General features: G+C 39.0%; 15 protein-coding genes. 7 read left to right on the plus strand and 8 right to left on the minus strand.

All coding sequences use genetic code 11. The annotated features are described in order from the left end of the window. Positions 1-15 precede the first annotated feature (15 nt). Entirely contained in the window at positions 16-237 is a 222-nt protein-coding gene (locus R2Q84_RS09365; RefSeq protein WP_316816267.1) for a VF530 family protein, read from the minus strand. Between the two features lie 112 nt (positions 238-349). On the opposite strand from R2Q84_RS09365, the gene R2Q84_RS09370 reads away from it, so the two are divergent. Next, complete coding sequence (locus R2Q84_RS09370; RefSeq protein WP_316816268.1) at positions 350-985, plus strand: hypothetical protein; 636 nt, start codon at positions 350-352, stop codon at positions 983-985. 291 nt (positions 986-1,276) lie between these two features. On the opposite strand, the gene R2Q84_RS09375 is transcribed toward R2Q84_RS09370, so the two are convergent. From R2Q84_RS09375 to R2Q84_RS09385, 3 genes are all read right to left on the minus strand, one after another. Further along, positions 1,277-3,244, minus strand: a complete 1,968-nt coding sequence (locus R2Q84_RS09375; protein WP_316816269.1) for a M1 family metallopeptidase — start codon at positions 3,242-3,244, stop codon at positions 1,277-1,279. Positions 3,245-3,316: 72 nt separating this feature from the next. Further along, on the minus strand, positions 3,317-4,054 hold the full coding sequence (locus tag R2Q84_RS09380) for a hypothetical protein (protein ID WP_316816270.1): 738 nt from the start codon (positions 4,052-4,054) through the stop codon (positions 3,317-3,319). Between the two features lie 74 nt (positions 4,055-4,128). Beyond that, positions 4,129-4,476 carry an arsenate reductase gene (locus R2Q84_RS09385; RefSeq protein WP_316816271.1) on the minus strand — a complete coding sequence of 116 codons (348 nt, stop codon included), beginning with the start codon at positions 4,474-4,476 and terminating at the stop codon, positions 4,129-4,131. A gap of 118 nt (positions 4,477-4,594) precedes the next feature. On the opposite strand from R2Q84_RS09385, the gene R2Q84_RS09390 reads away from it, so the two are divergent. From R2Q84_RS09390 to R2Q84_RS09415, 6 genes are all read left to right on the plus strand, one after another. Further along, positions 4,595-6,067, plus strand: coding sequence for a sensor histidine kinase (locus R2Q84_RS09390; RefSeq protein WP_316816272.1), 1,473 nt, complete (start codon positions 4,595-4,597; stop codon positions 6,065-6,067). 9 nt (positions 6,068-6,076) lie between these two features. Continuing rightward, positions 6,077-6,763, plus strand: a complete 687-nt coding sequence (locus R2Q84_RS09395) for a LytTR family DNA-binding domain-containing protein (RefSeq protein WP_316816273.1) — start codon at positions 6,077-6,079, stop codon at positions 6,761-6,763. Between the two features lie 98 nt (positions 6,764-6,861). Continuing rightward, positions 6,862-7,320 carry a CHASE3 domain-containing protein gene (locus R2Q84_RS09400; RefSeq protein ID WP_316816274.1) on the plus strand — a complete coding sequence of 153 codons (459 nt, stop codon included), beginning with the start codon at positions 6,862-6,864 and terminating at the stop codon, positions 7,318-7,320. Next, positions 7,259-10,354 carry a response regulator gene (locus R2Q84_RS09405; RefSeq protein ID WP_316816275.1) on the plus strand — a complete coding sequence of 1,032 codons (3,096 nt, stop codon included), beginning with the start codon at positions 7,259-7,261 and terminating at the stop codon, positions 10,352-10,354. Before R2Q84_RS09400 ends, R2Q84_RS09405 begins: the two co-directional genes overlap by 62 nt. A gap of 1 nt (position 10,355) precedes the next feature. After that, the gene (locus R2Q84_RS09410) at positions 10,356-11,180 is read left to right on the plus strand and encodes a protein-glutamate O-methyltransferase CheR (protein ID WP_316816276.1); all 825 of its coding nucleotides are present in this window, start codon (positions 10,356-10,358) and stop codon (positions 11,178-11,180) included. Positions 11,181-11,213: 33 nt separating this feature from the next. Beyond that, positions 11,214-12,800, plus strand: coding sequence for a response regulator (locus tag R2Q84_RS09415; protein ID WP_316816277.1), 1,587 nt, complete (start codon positions 11,214-11,216; stop codon positions 12,798-12,800). Here the strand turns inward: R2Q84_RS09415 and pth are convergent. The 4 genes from pth to R2Q84_RS09435 form a co-directional block, all read right to left on the minus strand. Further along, complete coding sequence (gene pth / locus R2Q84_RS09420; RefSeq protein WP_316816278.1) at positions 12,790-13,350, minus strand: aminoacyl-tRNA hydrolase; 561 nt, start codon at positions 13,348-13,350, stop codon at positions 12,790-12,792. The two genes, R2Q84_RS09415 and pth, sit on opposite strands and share 11 nt — an antisense overlap. Positions 13,351-13,475: 125 nt before the next feature. Beyond that, a complete protein-coding gene (locus R2Q84_RS09425; protein ID WP_316816279.1) occupies positions 13,476-14,885 on the minus strand; it encodes a c-type cytochrome domain-containing protein in 1,410 nt (469 codons plus the stop codon). 13 nt (positions 14,886-14,898) lie between these two features. After that, positions 14,899-15,837: a sugar phosphate isomerase/epimerase gene (locus tag R2Q84_RS09430; protein WP_316816280.1), complete on the minus strand. Its 939-nt coding sequence runs from the start codon at positions 15,835-15,837 to the stop codon at positions 14,899-14,901. 8 nt (positions 15,838-15,845) lie between these two features. Then, positions 15,846-17,357 (minus strand): DUF1501 domain-containing protein, encoded by a 1,512-nt coding sequence (locus R2Q84_RS09435; RefSeq protein ID WP_316816281.1) that lies wholly within the window; start codon positions 17,355-17,357, stop codon positions 15,846-15,848. Positions 17,358-17,362: the final 5 nt, after the last annotated feature.

A 17,362-nucleotide genomic window follows, 5' to 3' on the forward strand; every position in this document is an offset into this window, starting at 1 on the left:
GGCTCAAATATTAAATTAATGAAAGGTATTAAGATATAATTTTTCCACCTTTTTCCTTGCCCAATCCGTCTTACGTAAAAATTTCAAACTCGAATTCATCGTAGGATTATTGTTAAAACAAGCAATCCGTATCAACTGACCAAGTTCTTCCCAACCATAATGCCATACCAATTGCTTCAATATAAATTCCAGTGTCTTACCGTGTAATGGATTATTCACCTGTTCTTTTTCTGCCATGGTGCAAAAATAATAAGAATAACTAGATTTGTATATCAACTTCAAGATTCGGATAAAAGACAGTAAACACTCCGAATCACTATTATACAATAATAATAAAAACACAACACATATGGATTTAAAACTAGGTGATTTTGTTCGTTTTGTAGACGAAAATATCGAAGGCTATATCACAAGAATTATAGATAAGGATACCATTGGTGTAACAGATTCTAATGATTTTGAAATCCCTGTCCTTGCATCAAAAGTAACATTGGTACATGGCGATGTTCACGATAATGACATCGTAAACAATAAGCCAAACGTAGTTACTCCTCAGGCTGAGTTCAAAAAAGAAGGCATATACCTTGCCCTGGTTGCAGATCAGCACAGTACCTCCGTTGCGCACTTTCATATCATCAATGAAACATCTTATCAGCTTCTTGCAAGCTTTACGACCGAGAAACAGGATACTTTTAAAGGAGAATTTGCAGGCACTATCGCTCCAAACTCAACAAAAAGGGTATATTCCGCACAACTGGCAGATATACAGATATGGCCGAAATTCCGATTGGAAATATTGACCAGCACAACAGCAAATGTTGAACCCAAAGCTCCTGTCATTTTCCACAAGAGCATTAAAGGGAAAGATCTTTCTGTTGCTAAAGAAGAAATCACTCTACTTAAACAAAAGGGCTGGCTAATCAAACTTGAAGAACCAAAAGTGGGAATAGATGCAGAGAAATTGAAGGCAAGTTTCTTCAGGTAACGGACAAAATAAGGAGCAAAATAAGCCATTCTGTTCACAGTCTGGAATCTTTTGCCCGCTGCGCTAAGAAGGCAAAAGTTCCTAGGCCTGTTCACAGAAGGCATATTTTGTTTCAAAGCATGATGCAGATAGTAAATGCAAATAACAAAGCCGTTTATTTACAAAGCAAATTGAACTCTGTAAATAAACGGCTTTGCTTAGCACACCCGCTGAAAGGAAAATATACCTTCTACGAAAAGGCCTCAGCGCTTTTTCCCTTCAGAAAAAGATGCAGCCTTAGAGTAGAATGGTTTATTTTCCACTCCAAGAATTATTCCCATCATTCACATCCGGCAAAACGTGGTTAGGATCTAGAACAACAGAGACAACCTCTTCACTAGTCGGATAATAAACCGTCCATACTTTGTTCCTCATCCATACATCTACAGGAACTTTAACGATTTCTGTTTTACCACTTTTAGTTTTAACCTCCAAAATGATCGGCATAGGCATCTTTTCCTGATTAGCCACAACAATGTTATAACCTATCGTAGCCTCATTTTCTTTAACTTCTTTCACCGCCACAATAGCCTGGTCCATTTTCCAGTTTTCCAGGAACCACCCCCTCCAAAACCAGGAAAGGTCCTCTCCTGCACCATTCTCAATCGAACGGAAAAAATCAAAAGGAGTAGGATGCTTATAAGCCCATTGGGCGATATAATTCCTAAAGGCATAGTCGAACCTGTCGACACCTAATATTTCATTCCTTAAAATATCAATCCCCCAACCTGGTTTGTAATATAAGTTCACGCCAATATTTGCCTCTTTCATCGCATCTGGACTTAACATGATATATTCCATATCCTGTTGTTCCGCCCTTTTAGCAACCATATGCATATCCGTTGGCCTATTTTTATACTCACCATTGTTAAATGCGGCAGTCGACAACCCATTGATAAATGTATTAAAACCCTCATCCATCCAGCCGAATTTACGTTCATTACTTCCAACAATCATGGGGAACCAGGTATGTCCGAACTCATGGTCAATCACTCCCCATGCGGCGGCACCTTTAGCAGTCCAGCCACAAAACACAATACCAGGATATTCCATCCCACCAACATTACTGGCAATATTCACTGCCATAGGATAAGGATATTCAAACCATTTTTCAGAATAATGCTCCACAGAGGCTTTCACATACTCCACTCCTCTTCCATAACTATCTTTGCCATTGCTTTCCACCGGGTGAGCACAAACAGCGATTGACTTCTTGCCACTTGGCAAATTTATCCGGGCGGCATCCAGCACAAAAGCTTTTGAAGAAGCCCAGGCTACATCCCTTGTATTCTTCATTTTAAACCTCCAGGTCAATTTATCTTTTGCTGGCCTAGATTTAGGATCTGTTACTTCCGACTCAGATCGGATGGTTATAGTTTTATCACTCCCTTTTGCCAGGTTCCAGCGTCTTAACTGCTCCGCTGTAAATACTTCCTGTGGATTCAACAACTCACCAGAGCCCATTACAATATGACTAGCTGGGGCTGTTACTGAAAAATCCACATCACCATATTCACAATAAAACTCTCCGGCACCCCAATAAGGCAACGTATTCCAACCAAGTACATCATCATATACACTCATTCGGGGAAACCATTGCGCAATAGAGAATATCTCTCCATTTTTCGTAGCTAAATGCCCCATTCTGTCAGAGCCATTAATAGGTATGACAAATGAGAAATTCATTTTTATCGTAATCACATCTCCGTTGGCTTCCATCGGGGCATCCAAGCGAATCTGCATACGCGTGTCTTCAGTTAAAGCGGTAAATTTTACTGGCTTCAGTTTTTGAACTACAGTTATACCATCGATTTTATATCCCCCCAATAGATTTTCGCCCCTAGAGCCATAACGACTACCGGCAGCAATTAAAGTATTCCCTCTCGAATCATTTGAAAACAGATTTTGATCTAACTGTAACCATAAAAAAGGCAAACGATCGGGACTATTATTTTTATAGGTAATGGTAACCGTTCCGGATACTGCATTTTTCACTTCATCCAAATTCGCGGAAATACTATAATCTGCACGATTTTGCCAATACTTAGGCCCGGGAGCCCCGTTCGCCGAGCGATACCCATTACCATTCTGTGTATAAAACAATGGACCGAATGCCACATGAGGATCGTAATTACTTGCTGGAAGAGTTACCTGCTGCGCAACACTGGCGAAACACCAGATACTTAGCACAACCCATAATAAAGTAGATTTATGAATCATATTAAATTGTTAGTTTACAATTTAATAAAGGTATAAAATGAAATGTGATCTACTCCTATTGTAACGGTATTATTAATTAGCCTTTAACTTAGGCATTGATGAGATCCTTCTTTCTTCTGGCGTTAGCTTTAACCATGCGTGATAAGACTTAACCGTATAATACGAATAATTAAAAGGTCTTTCGCTTTTTACCAATTCCTCAGGAGGTCTATAAAGTGACATAAAGTTTTTCAGGTCCTCTCCTTTTAGTTTGACAAGATCCGATACATATTCCTCTGTAAAAATGGCATTGATCTCTGCCTGATAACGATCACGTTCTTCCAACAGTCTGATTTTTTCCTGTTGTCTCTTATACTTCCCGTAACCAAGATTAAAAAGCAACCCACCCGCCCTATCGTTATTACCCTTCCCCTGAAGTCCATCAGTAGCCATACGCGTATAGGGTCTGGCCAAAGGATCCGGCGATAAAATCGAAGAATTCACTTTTGCACTCACAATTTCAACCTCCCTTAATGTAGTCGAGTTTCCCGGGAGGAATATAATCTTAGGTTCCAGATTAATCAGAAATAAAGTATCTGTATGATATCCGTTTAATGAGAATTCAACCAGATCACCAACCTTTGCAGGAATGGTAAACTGACCAGCAGCCTTTGTCTGCGTCACCTGACTATTGCTTAAATTTCGAACCTTCACATTTTGTATGGGGAACGTCCTGTTATCATAATCATATATAGTTCCCGAAACGGAACTCTGCGCCATTATTTTAAACGGAGCAACAATAATCAGGAGTAAAAAAAACTGTTTAAGCATAGTCAAATATAAAGCTGTTAAGATAGGTATTTTATCATTTAACAAACTTTAACAGGAAAAGTTTGTAGAACAAACTATTTAAGCACTTGAGTGTACCCTTCCTCATTGAAACTAATGAGAACAGGCTTACCGTCCACTTCAACAACCGGACGTTTTATCGCACTGTTATTTTGCAATAAAACAGCTACCGCAGACTGCTGATCGGTTACACTTCTTTGAACATCAGGGCTTAAATTCCTCCAGGTTGTCCCCTTTTTATTCAAAACAACCTCCCATCCAAAAACATCACACCATTCATTCAATTTCTCTGCACTAATGCCTTTCTTTTTAAAATCATGAAATTCTGGATTAAATCCATTTTCCTCCAGCCATACCCTGGCATTTTTTACTGTATTACAATTTGGTATTCCATATACGATCATACCCACAAAACTAAAACTTAATTCATCACTTTTTTATAAGGTTTCGTCACATTTTAAAATTTCGGAACAGTAGCGTTTGTATTATTGCATCACAAACTAAATACAAACACCTATTCCTATGAACTCAAAAGAAATCGCGAAATTAGAACTACTGATCGTTGCAGCTGCTATTGCAATTGGATTTCTATTCTCTCTTTTTAATAGTGGAGTCCCCCTGGATTTAAGTAACGTCCCCCGGTCTTTGATTAACACCATAACTGGTAATTTCTTGCCCAATTTTTTCGATTTCCTCGTTATATCCATCAGCTATATTCTACTGAGTTTTTATGTAACTCCCGAACTACACAAAGAAGAAGGGGCTGCAAAAAATGGTGTTCTCCTTACATTCACCCTCATTTCAATCGGCTTTATAGCAGGCGCAATTAATATTTTCTGGGCTACGCTACTTGCCATTAAGATCATATACATATTAGTAACCAGCAATCAAAAGAAAAATGAATTGCAATTAGAAGCAGGCTATCTGGTTAGTTTCTGGATCATTGTTACCTCCGTGCTCTTTTTCTCATACTCTTATTCAATTATCAAACTCTATGCATTGCTTATTGTACCCATCTCCATAACGTTGTACTTATATGCAATAAATAGCAATATACCAAAGGCATCAAAAAGAGTTTGGAAACGAACCCGGTACTTCTTTTCTATGCTCTTCATGGCCGCATTCTCTACAGCAATCCTTGCAGCAATCGCTATACCATTAACATTCGATAGCAATGGTCATTTCAATACCCCTTACATTACATCCTTTAACATCAACATTTCCATAAAACAGCTGCTGTCCGGTGGAGATAAAGAAGCAAACCTTCTGGTTGTATTACTTGGAAATTTTTTAACACAACTTATATTAGTTACTCCAATTTCCTGGAAAATCTATAAAGACAGAAATGCCTTAAAAACAGAAGAGATCGTTACCCTAAAAACAGAGCTTGGCAAGGCAGATGCAAACCTCAACTTCTTAAAATCCCAGATCAATCCGCACTTCCTTTTTAATGCCTTAAATACCTTATATGGCACAGCTTTACAGGAAAAAGCAGAGCGAACCGGAGAAGGCATTCAAAGGTTAGGGGATATGATGCGGTTTATGTTACAAGAAAATGTAGAAGATAAAATCATGCTCTCAAAAGATGTCGATTATCTAAACAATTACATTGCACTACAGAAACTACGGACCTCCACTTCTGCAGAGATAACAATCGAAACTCAGATTGAAGAACAAATAAATGACCTCCAGATTTCACCGATGCTGCTCATCCCTTTCGTCGAAAACGCATTCAAACATGGCATCAGTCTTCAATCACCTTCCCACATTAAAATCAGTTTGCAAACAAGTGGCAATACATTGTACTTTGACGTACATAACAGTATCCATACTAAACAAGAAAATGATCCGGAAAAATTGCAAAGCGGGATAGGTCTGCAAAATGTAAAACAACGATTAGCGTTATTATATCCTGGCAGACATGAACTCCTCATCCGCGAAAATGCGAAAGAATTTTTCATCCACCTTACACTGCAGCTTTCAGAAAATGACTAGCTTTAAGAAATGATTGCAATAGCGATAGATGATGAACCCATAGCTTTGGATGTAGTACGTTCTCACGCATCCAAAGTTCCTTTTATTGAACTTGTTGAAACATTTACGAATGCTTTCGATGCCATCTCCTTTCTTCAGAAAAATAAAACAGACCTCATTTTCCTGGATATCAAAATGCCAGATATCAACGGCATTGACTTCTTAAACAGTCTAAGCAACCCACCAATGGTGATTTTCACCACCGCCTACTCTGAACATGCGGTGAAAAGTTTTGAACTGGATGCCATAGATTATTTACTAAAGCCATTCTCGCTACCAAGATTTTTAAAAGCATGCAATAAAGCACAGGAGCTTTACAGTTTAAGAAACAATTCAAATGACATACAGTCACCTACTCATATCTTTGTTAAAGATGGCTATGAGCAAATTAAGGTAGAAATTAATGATATACTATATATCGAAGCCTCAGGAAATTACACACTAATCCACCTCAGCAATAACAACCTCCTCAGCACAAGAGTACCAATTAATGAGATGCTGCAATTCCTCCCGTCTAAAAAATTTATTCGTATACACCGCGCTTTCATTATCTCCAAAGAAAAGGTAACCAAATTCGATCGTAACCAGGTCTGGATTGGAGAGCGTTCAATACCTATTGGCCCTACGTACTCACAATGTTTACAGGAATTAGGTTAATTTTAACAACAAATAATACCACAGCAATCTGCTAATTAAATATAATCGTTAATATTGTTGAATATAACAATCATTGATTTCAACAATTACCGCAAAATATGTTTAAACTAACTTTTAAACAACAAGTATTAACAGGTTTTACCGTTTCCCTGCTGTTTGTTTTTGTATCTGCAATAACCTCATATTTCAGCATTGACAAGTTAAATAATGATACAAAATGGCAAAGCCATACTTATGATGTCATTAACCTATTAAATAACCTTAAATCCCAGGTTCTAAATTCCGAAACGGGAATAAGAGGTTATGTAATTGCCGGTAACAGAGAATATCTAACGCCTTATCAACAGAATGCTACAAAGATTTCACCCACAATTCGTGAGGTCAGAAGGACTATTTCAGACAATACTGAGCAGCTAATTATCCTCGACTCCTTAGAGTTTTATGCGAATCAGAAGCTCGATGAGATGAAAGAAGTATTGCGAATTTATGATATTGATGGAAACGAAAAGGCAGGACAAAGAGTCATGCTGGGCCCGGGTCAGCTTTTTCAAAAATAAGATCGTTGCATTATCTGAAAAGATGATTCAAAATGAAAACAAATTACTTATACAAAGAAAAGCCGACATCAACAAAAGTAGTTTTCGCAGCGAGTTAGTAGTCGTATTCAGCTCTGCTGTGATATTTGGTCTCATCGTATTTTTACTTTCTTATATAAGACGTACCTTCGATCAGCAGAAAGAAACAGAAGCCCAGATCAGAGATTCAAATCTGGAACTCGAAAAAATATCCGCACAAAATGAACAAAAGAACTGGTTACTATCAGGTGCAACAGCCATTAATGAAGCCATGCGCGGCGAACAGGAGATTGACGAACTAGCCACTAATATCATAACCAAAATCTGCAATTACATTAAAGCGCCTACAGGCGGACTATTTATCGTAAATCAAACAAAAAATACCATAAAATTTGAAGGGGGATACGCATGGCAGAACTCAAAAAGCAACCGCCACGAATATCATTTCGGCGAAGGTTTAATTGGCCAGGCTGCTATAGAACAACAACCAAAATTATTAGATAACGTACCTGCCGATTACCTTAAAATACATTCTGGATTAGGAGAAACCGCTCCGAATTCAATTTATCTTATCCCAATTGTATTTGAAGGCCAAACGCTTGCTATAGTTGAACTTGGGCTCACTCAGCATCCTGATGATTCAACTATACTGTTACTCGATACAATCACCGAGAGTATTGCTGTCAGCATAAACAGTGCTGTAGCTCGCATAAAACTAAGAGCCTTATTTGAACAAACTCAACAGCAAGCCGAAGAGCTGGAAAGCCAGCAGGAAGAATTACGCACCACAAATGAAGAACTGGTTTATAAATCAGAACAACTACAAGCCTCTGAAGAGGAGCTTAGAGTACAGCAGGAAGAACTGCGCCAAACCAATGCTGAGCTGGAAGAAAAGGCACAGCAATTGGAAGAACGTAACATTGCCATAAACCAGGCAAAAGAAGCTATGAGCTTAAAAGCTGAGGAACTTGAAATCTCAAGTAAATACAAATCGGAGTTCCTGGCTAATATGAGCCACGAATTAAGAACACCGCTTAATAGTATTCTTATACTTGCCCGAATATTAAAGGAAAACCGTCCCGAAAACTTAAACGAAGATCAAATTAAATATGCAGGTGTAATCCACAATGCCGGAACAGATTTGCTTACACTTATCAATGACATTCTTGACTTATCTAAAATCGAATCCGGGAAAATCGACCTTTCCATATTACCTTTAAAACCTGTAGCCATTAAGCAGGATATGGAAGCTTTGTTCTCAGAATTAGCCAAGAGCAAAAAGATTGCTTTCCATACGGTACTCGACCCCGCACTACCAAAACAAATTGTTACTGATCAATCAAGAGTAGAACAAATCGTAAAAAATCTTTTATCTAATGCTTTCAAGTTCACACCTGAACATGGAGAAATCACGCTCGAAATCAGCAACGCAAAACCAGAAACGAAGTTTTTCTCCGGACACCTGAAAACATCTGAAGAACAAATTATAGCGATCAGGGTAAAAGATTCCGGAATCGGGATTCCACCAGAAAAACAAAAATTAATATTCGAAGCCTTTCAACAAGCAGATGGATCAACAAGTAGGAAATATGGGGGCACCGGACTCGGATTATCCATCAGCAAAGAGTTAGCACATATTCTTGGAGGAGAAATCCAGGTTGAAAGCAAACAAGGACAAGGAAGCACATTCACATTTTTCATTCCGGAGAAAAACTTATTCGCTGACCAGGAACATCATGAAGCTTTACCGGAAACAACAGAACATATGATCACGTCTATTGCTCCAACCCCTAGACTAACTACAACTGATGAGCAATACAGACAAAAATTACTCATTGTTGAAGATGATTTGGTTTTTGCCGATGTACTTAACGATTATGCTATCGAAAAAGGTTTTAAACCCATTCTAGCACATAGCGGTGATGTTGGACTTGAGATGGCCTTTTCAGAACTTCCTGATGCAATTGTACTCGACATCATGTTACCGGTTATGGATGGGTGGACCATTCTGAAAAAACTCAAAGCAGATCCAAGAACAAAACACATTCCTGTACACATGATGTCAGCAGGTAATGAAAAGATAGGAAAAGCGAAGAAAGAGGGTGCTATCGGTTTCCTTAAAAAACCAATTGAAAAAGAACAACTGGACGAAGCCTTCGATTTACTCAGCGCTGCTCATCTAAGATACAATCTCAATACTGTTCTCGTTATTGAAGACCAGGAACTGCAGAGCGCGATGCTTACCCAACAATTAACGGATAAAGGAGTCGACGTAAAGCAAGCTTTTACCGGTAAAGAAGCGCTAGCTATCTTGGAAGAGCACACCTTTGATTGTATCATCCTCGACCTACGACTTCCAGACATTTCCGGTTTTGAGTTACTGGATACCATTAAAGCAATTCCTACATTGGCACATATTCCAGTCATCATCAATACTGCTATGGAGTTAGATCAGGAAAAAATGTCCCATATCATGAAACACACTGAAGCCATGGTATTAAAGTCAAATAAATCAAATGACAGGCTCATGGATGAAGTAAGTCTGTTCATGAATAAGTTAAAGAACGACGGCCCGGCACCACTGCCTTCACCTTCTCTTAATACACTTAATGGAACCAAGGCTTCTTCCACCATGGAAAAAGTGCTGAAAGATAAAACCATCCTAATCACAGATGATGACATGCGTAATATCTTTGCACTATCAAGTGCCCTACAAGCATATGACCTTAAGATTGTCATCGCAAATAATGGCCGTGAGGCTATTGAAAAGCTGGAAGAAGGCAATCAGGTCGACCTTGTATTAATGGACATCATGATGCCTGAAATGGATGGCTATGAAGCCATGAGGATCATTAGAACTAAAAAAGAGTTTGCAAAACTACCTGTCATTGCCCTAACCGCAAAGGCAATGAAAAACGATAAAGAAAAATGTATTGAAGCCGGTGCAAACGACTATATATCTAAACCAGTAGATATGGACAAATTACTTTCAATGTTAAGAGTATGGTTAAGCTAATATGCATAGAGGAACTGACACCATAACATACGAAGAGCTTAACAGCCTCATCGCTTTTATCAAAAACGTACATGGTTTTGATTTCGCTGATTATTCAGCAGCATCACTAAAACGCAGGGTAACCCGGGTTATGGAATTGCAAAGATTGAGCTTGTTCGACCTACGCACCCTGCTCACCAATGATGAAAATTACTTTGAGTCATTTCTAATTGAAATTACAGTGAACGTAACGGAGATGTTTAGAGATCCGTCATTTTATCAATCCCTGGCTGATAATGTCATCCCCTACCTCAAATCTTACCAACGCATAAAGGTATGGAATGCAGGCTGCTCTACCGGAGAAGAACTTTACTCTTTCGCTATTATGTTTGCTGAAGAGAATTTATATGAACGCTGCTTTTTTTATGGCACGGATATTAATGCAGATGTATTGGAAGATGCTAAAAATGGAATTTACAATTTGCAGAAAATGAAACAATACTCCGAAAACTTCCAACAAACGGGAGCAGCAAATACATTATCTAGCTATTATACTGCAAAGTATGATGCTGCATCAATTAATCACTCTCTAAAAAAAAATATTCTTTTCTCTGTTCACAATTTGGCATCCGATGGCGTTTTCAACGAATTCCAGGTAATTTCCTGTCGTAATGTGCTTATCTACTTCAACACAGAACTGCAAAAAAGAGTGATCGAACTATTTTATAATAGTTTAGCTAATTTTGGCTTTTTATGTTTAGGTTCAAAAGAAACTTTAAGAAGTACGGAACTGGGTCGCTTTAAAATAATAGACAAAAAGAACAACATTTACCAAAAAATAGCTTAGTGGCCGAGACCACTTAAATTAAGACTGAAAAGCATGGAAAAAATTAACATACTAATTGTTGATGATAGACCCGAGAATATTATTGCCCTTGAAGCCCTACTCCAAAGAGATGATATCAATATCATTACCACAACAAACCCCAACGAAGCACTAAGACTGTCCTGGGAAATGGATATCGCCATTGCGATGATCGATGTACAGATGCCAGAAATGGATGGCTTTGAATTGGTAGAAATCCTGAAAAGCAATCCAAGAACAAAAGATATACTGATCATATTTGTTACCGCCATATCCAAAGAAACCAAGTATGCAGTTAAAGGATTGAATACCGGAGCAGTCGACTATCTATATAAACCACTTGATCCTTTCGTAACTTCAGCAAAAGTTGATTCTTTTATACAATTTGTTAGGAACCAAAGAGAAATACAAAAAAAGAACAAGGAACTTGAAGCCTATCAAAAGGAGCTGATTAAAGCTAAAGATCTGGCCGAACAAGGTAAACGGATCAAAGAGAACTTTCTGGCCAATATGAGTCATGAAATCCGTACCCCTATTAATGGTATCATCGGCATTGCGCAGCTTTTAAAGAAAACTACCCTTAGCGAGGAACAACATGAAATGGTTAACCTACTTGAGATTTCCTCTAACTCATTACTCGGCGTAATTAATGATGTGCTGGATTTATCAAAGATAGAATCAGGCAAATTTAAGATTAATCGTATCCCAACAGACATTACGAAAATTTGTAATGCTGTAGTCGACCTCTTGCGCATCCCCTCAGTTGAAAAAAAGCTTGACCTGATTATTGAACTTGACCCTGACCTACCACAATCGGTACTTGCAGATTCACTTCGTTTAAATCAAATCCTGATGAACCTGATTGGTAATGCCATTAAGTTCACCCATGTTGGCGGAGTTAGGGTAAAAGTAGAAATACTCGACAAAAAAGGGAACAACGTATTACTTAAATTTTCTGTTATTGATACCGGCATAGGTATCGCAAAAGAAAACATAGAGAAGATTTTTGAAACTTTTGAACAAGCTGATGAACAAACTACCATTAAATTTGGTGGAACGGGACTTGGTCTTTCTATTGTAAAAAACCTTGCAAAACTTAAGGGCGGAACATTAGAAGTACACAGTGAAGAATTTAAAGGCAGTACATTTAGTTTTACAAACTGGTACGAAATATTTAAGGAAATGGAAGTCGAAAAAAAACCTATAGAAGAAAAGTTACTACCGCTTATTAACACCAAAATCCTCGTTGCCGAGGACAATCCTATTAATAAATTTCTAATCATTAAAATCCTTCAAAGCTGGCAGGTAGAAATGGATGTGGTTGAAAATGGAAAAGAAGCCATAGAAAAACTACGGGAAAATAATTATGATCTTATCCTAATGGACACCTTTATGCCGGTAATGAACGGACTGGAAGCCATCAAATTGATCAGAGAAGGTTATGCCAGCGGAAAAGAGAATATTCCTATTATTACTTTTTCGGCCGCCGTATTAGATACAGATAAAGAAACTGCAATAGCAGCCGGTGCCAATGATGTTATTAGTAAACCATTTGAGCCTGCTGTACTTTACAAAAAAATACAGGAACATACTACTGGTTAAAAGCGGTCATAGTTTTAGCAGGGCCAACAGTAACAAAACTTTTAATCAGTTCAACACTTTTATCTATTAATGCAGGTAACTCTGGCAATTCATCTTTATCAAATGGGGCAAGGACATAATCCGCCTGCTGGCCCCTGCCAAAATTGTCACTAATACCAAAGCGGAAACGAGGGTAACCTTGTCCGCCACAAAGACCTTCAATACTCCTTAACCCATTATGCCCGGCACTGCTTCCCTGTAATTTCAGGCGCAGTTTGCCAAGTGGCAAAGCCAGGTCATCTACTATTACAAGCACGTTTTCTATCGGAATACGCAATTCCTGCATATAATAGTTTACCGCTTTTCCACTTAAGTTCATATAAGTAGTAGGTTTTATAACATGGAGTTTCCTCCCCTTAAAACCAACTTCAGCATGATAAGCCAAACGAGTATTAGAAAATGTACCTTCAAGCTGCTTTACCAGCTCATCAGCAATCATAAAACCAATATTATGGCGTGTATAGGCATATTCAGGACCAATGTTCCCCAAACCAACAATTAAGTACTTCATTTCCCCAAATATAATAGTAAATTTCTAACCCCGACAAAAAAGAGCTGAGCATTTGTTCTGCACAGCCTCCTCTTGCCAGGGTTTTGACCAGGAGATTACGCCCCTCCAAATAAATACCTTTGTTGTTATTGGGCTGCCGTTACTACCTTTACCTCCGTTGTATCCTTTGCTAAGGTTGGCACCTGATAATTTCCAGAATCTATCAGCACTTTAGGGAACAACTTTTTTATGGTGTTCCAATCTTCTCTTTTAACATTTGTTTGATAAAGATATATTGATTTAAGGCTCTTCAACTTACTCAATTGAGCCAATCCTTTAGCGCTTACTTTTGTACCTACCAGACTTAGAGATTGAAGCTGGTCCATGTTCTTTAAGTTTTCAAGTCCCTTATCAGTTATTTGAGTATGATTTAAACTTAAACGAATTAAATTCCTGCAATCCTTTATAGATTTTAAACCTACGTCATTTACCGATTTATGCTCCAACTTTAACCATACCACCTGATCCTTCACGGCTTTTAAAGCATTCATCACGCTATCCGCTGTCGAATGGGCATTGATAAAGTTTGCGGTTAAATAATTGCTATTTTGTGCAACCGGAAAAATCATTACACCAGCACTATGTAAACGCTTAATGTCTTTTTCATTTGCCGCATCAACTTCCTTTACCGGAATATCCAATTGCTTACTGACAATAGTTCCCGCCGTACCTTTTTCCAGTGCAGCTAAAACAACCTTAATATCATCAGGCTGTTTTATGTCTTTGACTTTTTTATTGAATTCAGCTCCGTTGTTTATCCACCAGTGTAACAGTGCAACTTCATTCTGACTAAGCTGTGGCTTTTCTTTGGGCGGCATGTGTTTTTCATTACTAGCCGGCAATAAAAGACGTTTGATGAGTTCGCTTTCAGCTGCTTTACCTTTAAGGAGCGTATTACCTTCTTCCCCTCCTTTTAAAATATAGGCTTCCAGGTCTAACCTTAGTTTACCTTTTTGCTTTTCACTACCATGACAACTGTAACACCTGTTTTTTAATAAAGGTTGAATCGCGTCCTGGTAAACAAGTGCCTCCTGAATATTTGGGATGGCTGGAATGGCCGCTCCTGCCTTAGCCCCATCTCCTTTAAGAGGAGCGGTTAAATAATCAGAACCATGAGTTAACGAGCCGCCCAAATGCCCGGTAGCAGAAACCAGCACAAGTAACAACACGGCCATAATAGTAGATATTCGACTATCGGCCTTAGTATATTTATGGATACACAGCAGTAAAACAGCCAAAACTGCAACTCCTATCCCCATCCACTGATGATTATTAACCAATTCCCCTTCATAATCACCACTATTGGCTAAAAAATAACCAGTGATACAAGAGAAAACAGCACTTAACATCCCAAAAAATAATAAAGCGCCTATTGCTGGTCTCAGATTTGCAAATTTTGGAACGAGAATAAGTACCAGAAAAAGACAGGCAATAAGTAGAATCCCGATAGGTAAATGAACCAAAACAGGGTGAAAACGGCCAAAAAATTCTAACATTATAAAACTGGGGTTAAGATTGATATCGCTTTCTTAATAAATTCATCATATACACGTTAATAGCCCATTGATCAGCTAGAGGTTTACGCGTATAAGGCATTGTCGGCATATAGTCCGCCGGACCAAATTCGGTTAAAATTGTCATGCGTTGTCCATTTTGCTTTTTTCGTTCCACAACTTTGTCCCACCATGCCAAATGGGCCTTCACCACTTGTTCCCATTCCGGAGCTCTTGGATCGTTTACCTGTGGCCCCTCTGCATGTCCAATCCGCGAATGAATGTGATCAACCCTGTTCAATAGAAAATCTACAGTTTCCTTTTGATCAGCCAATAAACTTTCATGCACGTTACACCAATGTGATATATCTAAAGTAAGCCGAAGATCAGGGTTCCTTTCAGCAAAATCCTTGGCAACTGTGGTCGCAAATAACATCCTGCCACGATGCGTTTCGTGATAAATCGGAACACCTGTTTCTTTTGTCTTTGCTGTAGTATAATCTATAAAGAGCTTGTTTTGTTCGTAAGTAAAATAATCTTTTCCCGAATGACAATTTATATAAACCGGCTTCTGATAAGTATTTGCACAAATAGCATCAAGGTTCTTCTTGAAAAGCTCAAAATGGTCCGCTGCAACCGACTGGTACCCTCCACATAAAAAACCGATCTGTAAGTTATACTTCTTAACAGCATCAAATAGTGCCTTTTGATCTTCAGCCCTATCCCCAGGCCACCAAACTTCAATTCCCTCATAACCTTCTTTTTTTGCTGCTGCACAAAATTCGTCTCTGCTGCCTGCAAAGCCCCAGTCGGTCTGCATAAACAACAGTTCAAAGCCTTCCTTAGCTGGCACTTTTGGTGTTTCAGCGGCAGCGAATTCTTTGAATGGATTTAACAACGCTACAGCGGTTAAGCCAGCCGATTTTTTAATAAAATTTCTTCTTGTCTCAGACATATTACTAATTATGCTATTATTTCATTAATCACTTTTCCGCCGACATCGGTCAGCCTAAAAGGCCTACCCTGGAAAGGGTAAGTAAATTGTTCATGGTTAAATCCTAACTGGTTCAAAATCGTTGCCTGAATATCAAAAGCATCTACTTTTCCACTAATCCCACTATACCCAATTTCATCTGTCTCTCCATGTGTAAAGCCCTTTTTAATGCCTCCACCGGCCATCCACATTGTGAATGCTTCTGTATGGTGATCTCTGCCCTTGAAAGGATTTTGAGCACCATTCCTGTTTTCCATCATTGGCGTACGACCAAATTCTCCTCCCCAAACCACCAGTGTTTCGTCTAACAAGCCTCTTTGCTTCAAATCCAGTAATAAGGCCGTAATTGGTTTATCAATACTTCTGCATTTATTCTTTAGCCCCACATTTAATGAGTTATTTGGACTATCGCCGTGTGCATCCCATCCCCAATCGAACAATTGTACGTAACGAACCCCCTTTTCTACAAGTTTTCTCGCTAAAAGAACATTGTTGGCAAAACATGCTTTGCCAGGTTGTGTACCATACATTTCATGGATATATGCAGGTTCATCGTTAATATTCATCACTTCCGGCGCCGATATCTGCATACGGTAAGCCATTTCATACTGGGCTATACGCGATAAAATCTCCGGGTCATTATACTCCTGATATTGTTGTTCGTTTGCTTCATTAATGGCCTGAATAGAGGCTTTACGCAAATCTCTGTTCATCCCATCCGGATCTTTTATAAACAATACTGGATCCCCTTCACTACGACATTGAACCCCCTGATAAACTGAAGGCAAAAAGCCGCTGCCCCATACACTTTTGCCGGCATCAGGAAAACTACCACCACTGGTCAATACCACATAGCCAGGTAAGTTCTGATTTTCCGTTCCCAATCCATAAGTTACCCAACTACCGATACTTGGCCTACCTAAACGTGGTGTTCCAGTATGTACAAGCAGCTGCGCCGGAGCATGGTTAAACTGATCGGTATGTACCGCTTTTAAAAAACTCACGTCATCTACCATAGTAGAGAAATGAGGTAAGTTATCACTTACCAGTGCTCTACTTTGACCGTGTTGTGCAAAATTAGCCTGAGGGCCAAGCATCTTCGGAACACCAGTAATAAAGGCGAACTTCTTTCCGGCCAATAATGAAGGCGGACAATCCTGCCCATCCATTTTCATGAGTTCAGGTTTATAATCAAACAGTTCCAACTGCGAAGGTGCCCCCGCCATGTGCAAATAAATAACACTTTTAGCTTTCCCTACAAAAGGAGGAGATTTAGGCAGCAGTGGACGTGCCGGATCATAAGCTATAGTCGTTTGCGGACTTGAAAACAAATTGCCACAACCGCCAAATAAAGAGCCCATTGCCAATGCACCAAGCCCCATGGCACTTTCCTTTAAAAAATGTCGTCTCGTGATCCCACTCAACTGTGCTTCCTGAGCCTCTTTAACCAACCTATAGGCATTTAATTCATCTCTGGTCATGTCTC

This window comes from Pedobacter nyackensis (assembly GCF_032678475.1).
Classification (GTDB): domain Bacteria; phylum Bacteroidota; class Bacteroidia; order Sphingobacteriales; family Sphingobacteriaceae; genus Pedobacter; species Pedobacter nyackensis_A.